Source organism: Gemmiger sp. An120 (genome assembly GCF_002160955.1).
In the GTDB taxonomy this organism is placed as follows: Bacteria; Bacillota; Clostridia; order Oscillospirales; family Ruminococcaceae; genus Gemmiger_A; species Gemmiger_A avium.
This window is the reverse complement of sequence record NZ_NFLN01000020.1, coordinates 35,934-48,687: the sequence shown is the minus strand read 5'-3', so window position 1 is coordinate 48,687 and position 12,754 is coordinate 35,934. Positions and strand designations below refer to the sequence as shown.

Annotated in this window: 9 protein-coding genes, 2 tRNA genes and 1 other annotated feature; of the genes, 1 reads left to right on the top strand and 10 read right to left on the bottom strand. The window is 60.8% G+C overall.

The window, feature by feature from the left end:
- Window positions 1-410: 410 nt before the first annotated feature.
- The 10 genes from B5E65_RS13400 to B5E65_RS13355 all read right to left on the bottom strand — a co-directional run bounded on the left by B5E65_RS13400 (window position 411) and on the right by B5E65_RS13355 (window position 11,463).
- On the bottom strand, window positions 411-1,085 hold the full coding sequence (locus B5E65_RS13400; protein ID WP_087172270.1) for a sigma-70 family RNA polymerase sigma factor: 675 nt from the start codon (window positions 1,083-1,085) through the stop codon (window positions 411-413).
- A 28-nt stretch (window positions 1,086-1,113) separates the two neighbouring features.
- Window positions 1,114-1,548 carry an anti-sigma F factor gene (gene spoIIAB / locus B5E65_RS13395; RefSeq protein WP_087172269.1) on the bottom strand — a complete coding sequence of 145 codons (435 nt, stop codon included), beginning with the start codon at window positions 1,546-1,548 and terminating at the stop codon, window positions 1,114-1,116.
- Window positions 1,549-1,562: 14 nt separating this feature from the next.
- Window positions 1,563-1,859 (bottom strand): STAS domain-containing protein, encoded by a 297-nt coding sequence (locus tag B5E65_RS13390; protein ID WP_087172268.1) that lies wholly within the window; start codon window positions 1,857-1,859, stop codon window positions 1,563-1,565.
- A 115-nt stretch (window positions 1,860-1,974) separates the two neighbouring features.
- The gene (locus B5E65_RS13385; RefSeq protein WP_087172267.1) at window positions 1,975-3,228 is read right to left on the bottom strand and encodes a bifunctional folylpolyglutamate synthase/dihydrofolate synthase; all 1,254 of its coding nucleotides are present in this window, start codon (window positions 3,226-3,228) and stop codon (window positions 1,975-1,977) included.
- Between the two features lie 12 nt (window positions 3,229-3,240).
- Window positions 3,241-3,744: a VanZ family protein gene (locus tag B5E65_RS13380; protein ID WP_087172266.1), complete on the bottom strand. Its 504-nt coding sequence runs from the start codon at window positions 3,742-3,744 to the stop codon at window positions 3,241-3,243.
- A 91-nt stretch (window positions 3,745-3,835) separates the two neighbouring features.
- Complete coding sequence (locus B5E65_RS13375) at window positions 3,836-6,529, bottom strand: valine--tRNA ligase (RefSeq protein WP_087172265.1); 2,694 nt, start codon at window positions 6,527-6,529, stop codon at window positions 3,836-3,838.
- Window positions 6,530-6,582: 53 nt separating this feature from the next.
- Window positions 6,583-6,813 (bottom strand) — a binding site (T-box leader).
- Window positions 6,814-6,884: 71 nt separating this feature from the next.
- The gene (locus tag B5E65_RS13370) at window positions 6,885-9,128 is read right to left on the bottom strand and encodes a DNA gyrase/topoisomerase IV subunit A (RefSeq protein ID WP_087172264.1); all 2,244 of its coding nucleotides are present in this window, start codon (window positions 9,126-9,128) and stop codon (window positions 6,885-6,887) included.
- A gap of 21 nt (window positions 9,129-9,149) precedes the next feature.
- Window positions 9,150-11,129: a DNA gyrase/topoisomerase IV subunit B gene (locus tag B5E65_RS13365; RefSeq protein WP_087172263.1), complete on the bottom strand. Its 1,980-nt coding sequence runs from the start codon at window positions 11,127-11,129 to the stop codon at window positions 9,150-9,152.
- A 178-nt stretch (window positions 11,130-11,307) separates the two neighbouring features.
- A tRNA-Thr gene (locus tag B5E65_RS13360) sits at window positions 11,308-11,383 on the bottom strand.
- 3 nt (window positions 11,384-11,386) lie between these two features.
- Window positions 11,387-11,463 (bottom strand) — tRNA-Asp (locus tag B5E65_RS13355).
- 325 nt (window positions 11,464-11,788) lie between these two features.
- On the opposite strand from B5E65_RS13355, the gene argC reads away from it, so the two are divergent.
- Window positions 11,789-12,718: an N-acetyl-gamma-glutamyl-phosphate reductase gene (gene argC, locus B5E65_RS13350; RefSeq protein ID WP_087172262.1), complete on the top strand. Its 930-nt coding sequence runs from the start codon at window positions 11,789-11,791 to the stop codon at window positions 12,716-12,718.
- Window positions 12,719-12,754 lie beyond the last annotated feature (36 nt).

The following is a 12,754-nucleotide window of genomic DNA, read 5'->3' as shown; positions in this document are numbered from 1 at the left end:
ACACAATCGCTTGCGTCCTGCGAATTACTTGTTTGGAATTTTTTTCAAGTGTTTCCTCACTTTAAAAGGGTTCCGTTCAAGCTTCGATATTGTTCAATTTTCAAGGTCCTGTGCGCCGCGCCCTCTCGGGTGGGCAGCTCATTTATTATATCTCGCGGAGTGCTGTTTGTCAAGCACTTTTTTGAGATTTTTTCGAGCCGCTTTCCAGCGCCGTGCCCCCTCAAAGGGTGCTCACATATAATAGCACAGACAACCCCCTGGGTCAACACTTTTTTTGCGATTTCTACGCAAAAGTCATTCTTTCGGGATTCTTGCCAGTAAATTCACGGGATTTTGTGTAAATTCCAAGTAAAATGCGGGGTGTATCGCCGCAAAAGGGGCTGCCTGCGCGCAAAATGCACAAGCGGCCTTTAGTCATCCAACAGCCTGCGGCGCAGCTGCGCCAGAATTTTTCGCTCCTTACGGGATATCTGAACCTGGGTTGTTCCCAGGACTGCAGCGGTTTCACTCTGGGTTTTCCCCTGAAAAAAGCGAAGCTGGATCAGCTTCCGGTCCTGCGCCGGTAAGGTTTGCAGCACTTCCGACAGGCCGATCCGGTCGGCCAGTTCCTCCTCCGGGGAATCCACCGGGATGTCCAGTTCCCTTCCTCCTTCTTCTTCCGAGGCCGGTGTCAGGGAAAGCGCCGGCTGTCCGGCCCGGATGGCCAGTGCCACCTGTTCACTGCTGACCATCAGTTCTCCCGCCAGCTGACTGACGGTGGGTTCGCTGCCGGTACTTTTTATATACCGTTCCCGCAGAGCGTTGATCCGCATTCCCAGTTCTTTGACCGAGCGGCTGACCTTGACGGTGCCGCCATCCCGGAACAGTTTTTTGATCTCCCCCAGGATGACCGGCACCGCATAGGTGGAAAACTGCACGCCCCGGCTGGTATCAAATCCATCGTAGGCTTTGACCAGCCCCATACAACCGGCGGCATACAGATCGTCGTATTCCACCCCTCTGCCCCGGAATCGCCCGGCACAGGCATGCACCAGGCCCAGGTTGTTTTCTATGAATTCTTCTCTTGTGCCGGGAAGCTGCGTCATGGCCCGTCCCCTCCTTTATGTAGACGGCTCACTCCCGGGTCTCCAGCTGTTTTTCCAGAATGACGCGGGTGCCTTTTCCGGGCTGAGAGGTGACCTTGACACGATCCATAAAGCTTTGCATCACGGCAAATCCCAAACCGGCACGCTCGTCCGGATTGCCGGTAGTGTAAAGGGGCTCCATGGCTTTTTCCACATCCGGAATGCCCACACCGCTATCGGCAATCACGACGCGTACCCGGCCGCCCTCCAGCAGGGACAGGGTCATCCGCACCACCCCCGCCCGGTCCGGGTAAGCGTGGACAATGCAGTTGGTGACCGCCTCCGACACGGCGGTCTTGATATCTGCCAGCTGGTTGACGGTGGGGTCTGCCTGGGAAAGAAACGCCGCCAGCGCACCACGGGCAAAGGCCTCGTTGGCGCTGCGGGACGGAAAGCTGATACGGGCAATGTTGCGGGTTTTCATAAACCATTCCTCCTTTATACATAAGCCACATGAGCCAGTTCCAGCATCTTCTGAATCTGCGCCGGGGGCTGCTGCACCACCACACGGCCTTCGCCTGCCTGCATCCGGCGTGCCCGGCCCAGAATCAGGCCCACGCCGGAGGAATCCATAAAGCTTACCGCCGAAAAATCCAACACAAGCGTCTGCGGCATCCGGCTTTGGAGAACCGAATCAATCTCGTCCCGCAGGTACTGGGCGGAATGGTGGTCGATCTCGCCGCTCAGGTAGGCGACCAGGGTATCGCCCGCCGAAGAAAAGGTGACCTTTGCCATACTGTTCCTCCTTGTTTGCTGTTCCTGCCCGGTGCGGGCAAACAAAAAGACCCGCACATTGGGGATACTCCCAGTGTACGGGTCTTTGTCTGCGATTTTTGCCAAAAGCAGGCAGTCACTTCACAAAATACGGACGGGCCTGCGCGGCCAGATAAAGCGAGCCGCAGATCAGCAGCGGCGCGCCGTCCGCCCGGGCCAGATCCAGCGCCTGCTGCAGGCTGGCACAGGGGGTCACATCCGGAATATGGGGGTTCGCCAGCTCGGCCAGCTGTTCGGCGGAAAGAGCGCGGGGGCTGTCCGGCGCTACGGTATAGGCACGGCGCACACAGGGTGCAATGGCGGCCAGGGATTCCGCGGCGTTCTTGTCCGCCAGCATTCCCAGCACCGCCGTGAAGCGGGGCAGATTTTCCGCGGTGAGGGCGGCGGCCAGCGCTTTCATACCGTCCGGGTTGTGGCAGCCATCCAGGACTACCAGCGGGTCCCGGCCCACAACCTCAATACGGGCGGGCAGACGTGCCGCTGCCAGCCCCTTGTCGATGGCTTCGTCGGAAATCTCCAGACCTTTGCGCCAGAGGGCCAGGGCGATCTCCACCGCCATGGTGGCATTGTAGGCCTGGTGCACGCCCGGGAAGTTCAGCGCCGCCTGGTAACCGCCGTAGTCGATGCGGTTTTCCAGCGGGCGGCCTTTAAGAAGGCGCAAATCTTCCTTATCCGGCACGACCAGTTCGCAGCCTGCCGCGCCGGCAGCCACGATCAGCTCCTGCAGGGCCTCCTTGGGCTGATCCGGATAGCAGACCACGATGCTGCCGGGCTTGACGATACCGGCTTTTTCCGCGGCGATGGCGGCCAGGGTGTCCCCCAGCAGCTCGGTGTGATCCAGGCCGATGCAGGCCACGGCGGCCACCAGCGGCGGCGGCAGCACATTGGTGGCATCAAACCGGCCGCCCAGGCCTACCTCCACCACCGCGATATCGCATTTCTGACGGGCAAACCACAGAAACGCCAGGGCGGTGACCGCCTCGAACTCCACCGGCGGCTCGGCCAGGGTATCGGCGGCGGCGCGGATCTCTTCAGTAAGGGCAGCCAGTTCCTGGGGCGGGATCATCTCGCCATTGATCTGAAAGCGTTCCCGGAATTCCAGCACAAAGGGGGAGATGGTCAGGCCGGTGCGATACCCGGCAGCCTGCAGGATCGAGGCAGTCAGGCTGGCCACCGTTCCCTTGCCGTTGGTACCGGCGATGTGCACCGCCCGGAACTGCTGTTCCGGATTGCCCAGTGCGGCCAGAAGCGCCCGCATCCGGTCCAGTGTGGGTGCGCCGGAGAGCCGGGGCAGGCTGTGATAATAGGCAATGGCTTGTTGTTCGGTCATGATTTCTCCTTTTTACTCTTCGTTTTCCCGTTCCAGCCCGCGCAATGCCAGGCGGCAAAGCCGGAAAAACAACAGAATCAGCAGCGCAATAAACAATCCGGTAAGAACACCGGAGAAATCCAGCAGTACGTCCTTCACGCTGGAGGAGCGGCCGGGCACATAGAGCTGGATGGTTTCGTCAATTACGGCGGTGAGCAGGCCAAAGAAGAGCGGCCAGCTTACATGCCGTACAAAATGGCGGGTATACACCCGCAGGCAAAGCATAAACCAGAAGCCCAGCAGACTGAACTCGCAGAAATGGGCCAGCTTGCGCACAAAGTGCTCGCTGAGCGGGCCCAGCCCCACGCGGCCGAGCAGACTGTTGAGCAGTTCCATGACCTGCTGGCTGCGGGCAGAGGATTCCCGGGCGATCTCCAGCGAATTGGAGAAGATAAAATACACGGTAGCGGCCAGCGCAGCGGTGAACAGCACCCGGAACAAAATCAGGTACCAGGGGGTACGGGTATGTGATTGCATAGCGGTTTCCATTCCGATAAAAAGCGTCCGGCCCCGGCCGTGCCCCGAAAGGCGCGGCGGGGCCGGACGCACAGTGTATATAATCTACGGGTTAGCCCAGAGCGGCCAGGGACTGCTCCACATTGGCCAGCTTATCCTGCGCACGGGCCAGCTTCTGGCGGATGTCGTCCACCACCTTGGCCGGGGCCTTGCTCACAAAACCCTCGTTGGCCAGCTGACGGCCGAACTGTTCGATCTCCTTTTCAGCCAGAGCCTTTTCCTTGTTCAGGCGGGCCAGCTCCTTCTCCCGGTCGATCAGCTCCATCATGGGGATGAAGCCGCGGGCCGCGTGGGTGACCACCTGCACCATGCCGGCGGTGTCGCCCTCGTACTTGTCCACCACGGTCACGTCGGTGGCAAAGGCGAACTTGGCCAGATAGACCTGGCCGCGGCGGAAGGGCTCCGGATCGGCGGTGGCAATGATCATGCTGGTCTTTTTGGCCGGATGGACGTTCATATCGGCGCGGACGGTGCGAACCGCCTTGATGTAGTCCATCAGCTTGGCGAAGTCGGCCTCGTCGTCGGCAAAGTCCAGCGCGGGGTCGGCCTCGGGCCAGCGGGTGATCATGATGCTCTCGCCGCTGCCGGGCAGGGCGCGGTAGATCTCCTCGGTGATGAAGGGCATGAAAGGATGCAGCAGCTTGAGCGCCTTGTCCAGCACCCAGACCAGCACCTTGCGGGCGTTGTCCGCCTGCTGCTCGTCGCCGGAGTTCAGGCGCAGCTTGGCGATCTCGATGAACCAGTCGCAGTAAACATCCCAGATGAAGTCCTGCACCTTCTGGGCAGCCAGGCCCAGCTCGAACTTCTCCAGATTGTCGCCCACGCTGCGGCACAGGCTGTTCAGCTGAGACAGCACCCACCGGTCGGACAGATCCAGTTCGGCGGGCAGGCCGGCTTCAAAGCCCTCGGGCAGGTTCATGAGCACAAAGCGGGCGGCGTTCCACAGTTTGTTGGCAAAGTTGCGGCTGGCCTTGACCTTTTCATCCGAGAAGCGCATATCGTTGCCCGGGGTGCTGCCCAGCACCAAAGTCAGGCGCAGCGCGTCGGCGCCGTAGTCCCGGATGATCTCCAGCGGATCGATGCCGTTGCCCAGGGACTTGCTCATCTTGCGGCCCTGCGCGTCCCGCACCAGGCCGTGGATCAGCACGGTGTCAAAGGGGATGTTGTCGGTGTACTCCAGCGCGGAAAAGATCATCCGGCTGACCCAGAAGGTAATGATGTCGTAGCCGGTGACCAGGGTGTTGGTGGGATAGAAGTAGTCCAGATCCTCGGTCTTGTCGGGCCAGCCCAGGGTGCTGAAGGGCCACAGGGCGCTGGAGAACCAGGTGTCCAGGGTATCCTCGTCCTGATGCACGGGCGCGCCGCAGTCCGGGCAGGTGGTGAGCGGCTCGGCGCTCACATGGACCTTGCCGCAGGCGTCGCAGTAGAAGGCCGGGATGCGGTGACCCCACCAGAGCTGACGGCTGATGCACCAGTCCCGGGTGTTCTCCATCCAGTGGTAGTAGTGCTTGTCGAACCGCTCGGGCACAAACTTGATGCGGCCGCTGCGTACCGCCTCGATGGCGGGGCCGGCCAGGGGCTCCATCTTCACAAACCACTGCTTGCTGACCATCGGCTCGATGACAGTATGGCAGCGGTAGCAGGTGCCCACCTCGTGGGTGAGAGGCTCGGTCTCTTTGAGATAGCCGCCGGCCTCCAGGTCGGCCAGAATGGCCTTGCGGGCCTCCTGGGCGGTCATGCCGGCGTACTTGCCGCAGTCCAGCACTTCGGGCTCGTCGGCGCTGGCACGGCCGGAAGCCCGCAGCTCGTCGGCCTCGGCCTTGTCCGCCGCGCCGGTCATGCGGCCGTCGTAGGTGAGCACGCGGACCATGGGCAGGTTGTGACGCTTGCCCACCTCGAAGTCATTGGGGTCATGGGCGGGGGTGATCTTCACCACGCCGGTGCCCTTTTCCATATCGGCATGCTCGTCGCAGACGATGGGCAGTTCCTTGTTCAGCAGCGGCAGGATCACATGGCAGCCGTGCAGATGGGCATAGCGGGGATCGTCCGGGTTGATGGCCACGGCGGTATCGCCCAGCATGGTCTCGGGACGGGTGGTGGCCAGTTCCAGCATCTCGCCGGTTTCCTTGACCGGGTAGAGCAGATGCCAGAAGCTGCCTTCCTTCTCGGCATACTCCACCTCGGCATCGGAGATGGAGGTGCGGCAGTGGGGGCACCAGTTGACCATCCGGCTGCCCCGGTAGATCAGGCCCTTGTCGTACAGCTGCTGGAACACCTTGAGCACCGCTTTGGAGCAGCCCTCGTCCATGGTGAAGCGTTCCCGCTCCCAGTCGCAGGAGCAGCCCAGCTTTTTCAGCTGGCTGACGATGCGGCCGCCGTACTGTTCTTTCCAGGCCCAGGCGCGCTCCAGGAAGCCGTCACGGCCCAGATCCTCCTTGGTCAGGCCCTCCTCCTTCATCTTGGCCACCACCTTGGCCTCGGTGGCGATGGAGGCATGGTCGGTGCCGGGCACCCACAGGGCGGCATAGCCCTGCATCCGCTTATAACGAATCAGGATGTCCTGCCAGGTTTCGTCCATGGCGTGGCCCATGTGCAGCTGGCCGGTCACGTTGGGCGGGGGCATCACGATGGAGTAGGGTTTCTTGCTCCGGTCCACCTGGGTGTGGAAATAGCCTTTCTCCACCCAGTCCGCGTAGGTGCGGTCTTCAACACGGGCAGGATCGTACAGTTTGTCCAGTTCTTTCATTGCGACCTCCTGTCTTGTCACGGGCGGCAAAAGAAAAAGGCCGCCCCACTGTTACATGGGACGGCCTGTGTCTATACACGAGCCGCGGTACCACCCAAATTGCCGCCCTGACCGGACGGCCACTCGAGAGCCTTTAACGCAGGCCTACGGGGACGGCTACCTGCAATTCACCGCCCCTGCTCCAAAGCGACAACCCGCCGCGCACCCTGCCGGGCTTACAGCCTGGGGCCCGGCTCTCTGAAAGGGACGCAACAGCGGCGGGAACTCTTTTTCCGCGCATTTGACAGCCGCCGGAAACCCGGCAGCCTGGGGATATACGCCAATATTATACCACAGAATCCCGGCCCGTCAACTGTCAGAAGGACATCTGTTCGGCGGTATCCTCGGCGCGCAGCAGCGCGCCGGCCGCGGGCAGGGTGCGGACCCGGTAGCGGTGGGGGTTGGCCAGCTCCAGTTCCGACGCGGGCCGGATGGAGGTGATGGTCTGGTTCTTTTTCAGGGTAATCACCGCCACGCCCGCGGTGTCGCGGGTCTGCTTGGCAGGAATCTGGGCGGTGCCCACCAGCAGCAGACGGCCCGCGCTGGTCTGGATGGCCAGTTCGGTTTCCTCCGCCAGCTGCAGCGCCTGCACCAGCGGCGCTTTGTCGCTGTAGGCTTTCAGCAGTTTTTTGCGGTTCTGCTTGGTGGCGTAGCTGTCCATCGGCACCTTGGCACACTTGCCGTTGTCAAAGAAGAAGAGCATATGGCCCTTGTACTCCTCGGTGATGGCCATATAGACCGGGGCCTCGTCCGGCTCCATGCCCAGGGCGGCGGGTACAAACTCGCCCATCAGGCTGGCCTTGCCGTCGGCAAAGTCGCCGGCGCGGCACTTGTACACCTGGCAACGGTTGGTGAAGAAGAGCAGCCACACATTGTTGCGGGTTTCCACCTGGGTGATGATCTTGTCCCCTTCCTTGAGTTTCTGTTCGCCGCTCATGCGCAGCGACTGGGGCGTGATCTTCTTGAAATAGCCCTCCCGGGTAAAGAACACCGTGACCGGATAATCCGGCATGGCGTCCTCGCCGGCATCCTCTTCCTCGTCGGGCAGGTCGTAGACGATCCGGCAGCGGCGGGGCTCACCGTATTTCTTAGCCACAGCCGCCAGCTCATCCATGATGATGCGGCGGATCTTGGCGGGCGAATTCAGAATCTCCTGCAGGCGGGCGATCTCGGCTTCCAGATCCTCGATCTCCTCGGTGCGCTTCAGGATGTATTCCCGGTTCAGGTGGCGCAGCTTGATCTCGGCCACATATTCGGCCTGAACCTGGTCGATGCCGAAGCCGATCATCAGGTTGGGCACCACCTCGGCCTCTTCCTCGGTTTCCCGCACGATGCGGATGGCCTTGTCGATATCCAGCAGGATGGCTTCCAGACCTTTGAGCAGGTGCAGGCGCTTCTGCTTGCCCTGCAGGTCGTGGAAGGTGCGCCGGCGCACACACTCGGCCCGGAACGCCGCCCACTCGTTCAGGATTTCGGCCACACCCATCACCCGGGGCTGGCCGCCCACCAGGATGTTGAAGTTGCAGGCGAAACTGTCCTCCAGCGGGGTGGTCTTGAACAGCTTCTGCATGACCTTGTCCGGGTCCTGGCCGCGCTTCAGGTCGATGGTCAGTTTCAGGCCCTGCAGGTCGGTTTCATCCCGCATGTCGCTGATCTCGCGGATCTTGCCCGCCTTGACCAGTTCGGCGATCTTGTCCATAATCGCCTCCACCGTGGTGGTGGGCGGGATATGGGTGATCTCCAGCATATTGCCGTCTTTTTCAAAACGGTACTCGGCCCGCACCCGCACGCTGCCCCGGCCGGTGGCGTAGATCTTGCGCAGTTCGGCTTCGTTGTACAGAATTTCGCCGCCGCCCACAAAGTCCGGGGCGGGCAGGGTGGACAGCAGGTCGTGTCCGGGGTCCTTCATCAGGGCGATGGTGGTCTGGCAGAGTTCCGCCAGGTTGAAGGAACAGATATTGGAGGCCATGCCCACCGCAATGCCCAGGGTATTGTTGGCCAGGATGGTGGGGAAGGTCACCGGCAGCAGGGTGGGCTCGGTGGTGGTGCCGTCATAGTTGGGCACAAAATCCACCGTGTCCTTGTCGATATCCTTGAACAGTTCCTCACACACCGGCTCCAGCCGGGCCTCGGTATACCGGCTGGCCGCGTAGGCCATATCCCGGCTGTACGCCTTGCCGAAGTTGCCCTTGGAATCCACAAAGGGCACCAGCAGGCTCTCGTTGCCCCGGCCCATACGCACCATCGTTTCGTAGATGGCCGCGTCGCCGTGGGGGTTCAGATGCATGGTGCTGCCCACGATGTTGGCGCTCTTGGTGCGGTTGCCCTTGAGCAGCCCCATTCCGTACATGGTATAGAGCAGCTTGCGGTGGGCGGGCTTGAAGCCGTCGATCTCGGGCAGCGCCCGGGACACGATCACGCTCATGGCGTAGGGCATGTAGTTGGTTTCCAGCGTCTGGGTGATGGGGGTTTCCAGCACCACACCGGCGCCGGGGATCTCCACATGGTCGCCCAGCTGGGGACGCACGGGGGCCGTGCGCTTTGCGTTCTTTTTCGCCATTGGTTTCTCCTTTCCCCGCGATCAGGACAGATCCAGATCGTCCAGATATTCTGCGCCGTGCTGGGCAATGTGCTCCTTACGGCCGGCCAGGTTGTCGCCCAGCAGCAGGTCAAAGACCCGGGCGGTATCCTCCGCGTCCTCTGGCATGACCTTGATCAGGCGGCGGCTCTCCGGGTTCATGGTGGTAAGCCACATCATCTCCGGGTCGTTCTCGCCCAGACCTTTGGAGCGCTGGATGGTGGGCTTTTCCTTTTCGCCCAGGCGGCTCAGGATGGCGGCCTTTTCCGGCTCGGTGTAGGCAAAGTAGGTCTTGGTTTTGGTGTTGATCTCGTACAGGGGGCTTTCCGCGATGTACACATAGCCCTCCTGGATCAGGGTGGGCACCAGCCGGTAGAGCATGGTCAAAATCAGGGTGCGGATCTGATAACCGTCCACGTCCGCGTCGGTACAGATGACCACCTTGTTCCACCGCAGGTTGGCCAGGTCAAAGGTGGCCAGATCCCGCTTGCTCTTGCCGCCCAGCTCCACGCCGCAGCCCAGCACCTTGATCAGGTCGGTGATGATGTCGGATTTAAAGATCTTGTCGTAGTCGGCCTTGAGGCAGTTCAGGATCTTGCCGCGCACTGGCATGATGGCCTGGTACTCGGAGTCCCGGCTGGTCTTGACCGCGCCCATAGCCGAATCGCCCTCCACGATGTAGAGTTCCCGGCGGGAGGCGTCCCGGGTGCGGCAGTCCACAAACTTCTGTACCCGGTTGGCGATGTCGATCTGGCTGGACATAGTCTTTTTGATCGACTGACGGGTCTTTTCGGCGTGTTCCCGGCTCTGCTTGTTGATCAGCACCTGCTGGCAGATCTTCTGGGCCTCGTCCGGCTTTTCCAGGAAATAGACCTCCAGGTTGTGCTTGAGGAACTCGGTCATGGCCTGGGCCACAAATTTATTGGTGATGGCCTTTTTGGTCTGGTTCTCGTAGCTGGTGCGGGTGGAGAAGCTGCTGGACACATATACCAGACAGTCCTGCACATCCGCGAAGGTGATCTTGCTCTCCCCTTTTTTATACATGCCCTTATTTTTAAGGAAAGCGTCGATCTGGTTCACAAAGGCGGTGCGCACCGCCCGGTCCGGGCTGCCGCCGTGCTCCAGGAAGCTGGAGTTGTGGTAGTATTCCAGCAGCTGTACTTTATTGGAGAAGCAGAAAGCCGCGGTCATCCGCACCTTGTAGTCGGGCTGGTCCTCCCGGTCCCGGCCGGTGGCGGAGGACTCACAGTAGACCACCGGGGTCATACCGTCCAGCCCGGCAATCTCCTCCACATAATCCTCGATGCCCTTTTCATAATAGAATTCGGTGGTGGTGCGCTCGCCGCCCATCTCGTCCACGAACACCAGGGTCAGGCCGGCGTTGACCACCGCCTGCCGCTTCATGGTATCGGTGAAGTACTCGGTGGGCACTGCGATATCGGTGAACACCTCGGTATCCGGCATCCAGCGGATCACCGAACCGGTGCGCTTGCGGGTGAGCGGTTCCTTTTTCAGGCCGCCCACGTTCTCGCCTTTGCGGAAGTCCAGATGATAGTGAAAGCCGTCCCGGTAGATGTCGGCGGTCATCCAGGCGCTGGCGTACTGGGTGGCGCACAGGCCCAGACCGTTCAGGCCCAGGGAGTATTCGTAGTTGTCCTCCCCGGCGGTGTACTTGCCGCCGGCGTACATCTCACAGAAGACCAGCTCCCAGTTGTAGCGGTCCTCCTTGGCGTTGTAATCCACCGGAATGCCCCGGCCCATATCCTCCACCTGGATGCTGCCATCCTTGAAGCGGGTCAGGGTGATTTTGGTGCCGAAGCCCTCCCGGGCCTCGTCGATGGAGTTGGAAAGGATCTCAAAGATCGAATGGGCGCACCCCTCCACCCCGTCGGAACCGAAAATAACCGCGGGACGTTTGCGCACCCGGTCTGCGCCCTTCAGGCTGGTGATACTTTCGTTGCCGTAGGCTTGCTTTTTTGGCATAGATTTCCTCTCCTTCTTCCCGATGTGGGCGGCGCCGCCGCCCCGAACAAACCGCCGCGAAAAAGCGGCATACCATATTATTTAACCACGGCCGGGGCGGTTATGTCAACCAGACGGCGTTTGCCGCGGCTATGGGCAGACAACAAAAAACCGCGCCGGCGATTGCCAACGCGGTTTTTGGAGCTGTTAATGCGATTCGAACGCACGACCTCATCCTTACCAAGGATGTGCTCTGCCGACTGAGCTATAACAGCATGTGGCGACCCGGATGAGGCTCGAACTCACGACCTCTAGCGTGACAGGCTAGCGTTCTAACCAACTGAACTACCGGGCCAGATTTTGTTGTTTTGTCGTCGTCGCACCGGCGACGTTGTTTATTATACGGGATGCCATAGCAAAAGTCAACACCTTTTTTCAAAAAATTTTTCAATATTTTTTGAGACGGCTTTTCTCGGCACATTTTTCCGTGTATTTATGCAGCCGCTTTGTCTGGCAAGATCATCAAACTTACGGCTTAAAGTCTATGTCCGTCTTATTCATTCTGTAAAATCAATGCATTTTATTGCAAAATCTATTGCATATTATTTCATAATGATATACAATAAATCCAACCGGTAAGCCCGCAAAAAGGCTTGCCCGCACAGTGAGGGGTTGTAATTATGCATACGATATTCATTGATGGCAGCGCCGGAACCACCGGTTTGCAGATCCGCCAGCGGCTGGAACAACGGACGGACATTCAGCTGCTGACCCTGCCGGAGGAGCAGCGCAAAGACCCGCAGGCCCGTCAAAAGGCGTTGACCGAATGCGACATCGCGTTTCTCTGTCTGCCTGACGCGGCCGCCCGGGAGGCGGTGGCACTGGCAGAGGGCAGCCAGGCGGTGATCCTGGACGCCTCCACCGCCCACCGGATCGCGCCGGGCTGGGCATACGGATTTCCGGAACTGGGGCCCGCCTTTGCCGACAAGATCAAAACCGGCAAGCGTATTGCGGTGCCGGGCTGCCACGCCAGCGGATTCATCGCCCTGGTGCAGCCGCTGGTACAGGCCGGGCTATTGGATACGGACGCGCTGCTCACCTGCCACTCGGTAACCGGATACAGCGGCGGCGGCAAATCCATGATCGCCCAGTATGAAGCCGATGGGCGAAGCGGGCTGCTGGATGCGCCCCGCCAGTACGGCCTGGGCCAGACCCACAAGCACCTGCCCGAGATGCAGGCGGTGACCGGGCTGGCAAACGCCCCGGTGTTCTGCCCTATCGTGGCGGATTTCTACAGCGGCATGGCGGTAACGGTGCCGCTGTTCCGAAGCCAGCTGAAAGGCACACCGGAGGATGTGCGGCAGCTGTATGCATCGCTCTATACCGGGCCGGTGGTTCACTGGCAGCCCGAAACCGGGGAGGACGGTTTCTTCTCCGCCGCGGCGCTGAGCGGGCTGGACCGCATGGAAATCTCGGTGGGCGGCAACGAGGACCGCATCCTGCTGATGGCCCGGTACGACAACCTGGGCAAAGGGGCCAGCGGCGCCGCGGTGGAATGTATGAATCTGGTGCTGGGCCTGCCGCCTGAAACCGGGCTGCATCTCGCCTGACCATCGCTCTATATATAAATATAAGAAAGCAAACGA

Excerpts from the sequence above, each read along its gene's own strand:
- B5E65_RS13400 (WP_087172270.1), bottom strand. The coding sequence starts at position 1,085 with ATGACGCAGCTTCCCGGCACAAGAGAAGAATTCATAGAAAACAACCTG.
- spoIIAB (WP_087172269.1), bottom strand. The coding sequence starts at position 1,548 with ATGAAAACCCGCAACATTGCCCGTATCAGCTTTCCGTCCCGCAGCGCC.
- B5E65_RS13390 (WP_087172268.1), bottom strand. The coding sequence starts at position 1,859 with ATGGCAAAGGTCACCTTTTCTTCGGCGGGCGATACCCTGGTCGCCTAC.
- B5E65_RS13385 (WP_087172267.1), bottom strand. The coding sequence starts at position 3,228 with ATGACCGAACAACAAGCCATTGCCTATTATCACAGCCTGCCCCGGCTC.
- B5E65_RS13380 (WP_087172266.1), bottom strand. The coding sequence starts at position 3,744 with ATGCAATCACATACCCGTACCCCCTGGTACCTGATTTTGTTCCGGGTG.
- B5E65_RS13375 (WP_087172265.1), bottom strand. The coding sequence starts at position 6,529 with ATGAAAGAACTGGACAAACTGTACGATCCTGCCCGTGTTGAAGACCGC.
- B5E65_RS13370 (WP_087172264.1), bottom strand. The coding sequence starts at position 9,128 with ATGGCGAAAAAGAACGCAAAGCGCACGGCCCCCGTGCGTCCCCAGCTG.
- B5E65_RS13365 (WP_087172263.1), bottom strand. The coding sequence starts at position 11,129 with ATGCCAAAAAAGCAAGCCTACGGCAACGAAAGTATCACCAGCCTGAAG.
- argC (WP_087172262.1), top strand. The coding sequence starts at position 11,789 with ATGCATACGATATTCATTGATGGCAGCGCCGGAACCACCGGTTTGCAG.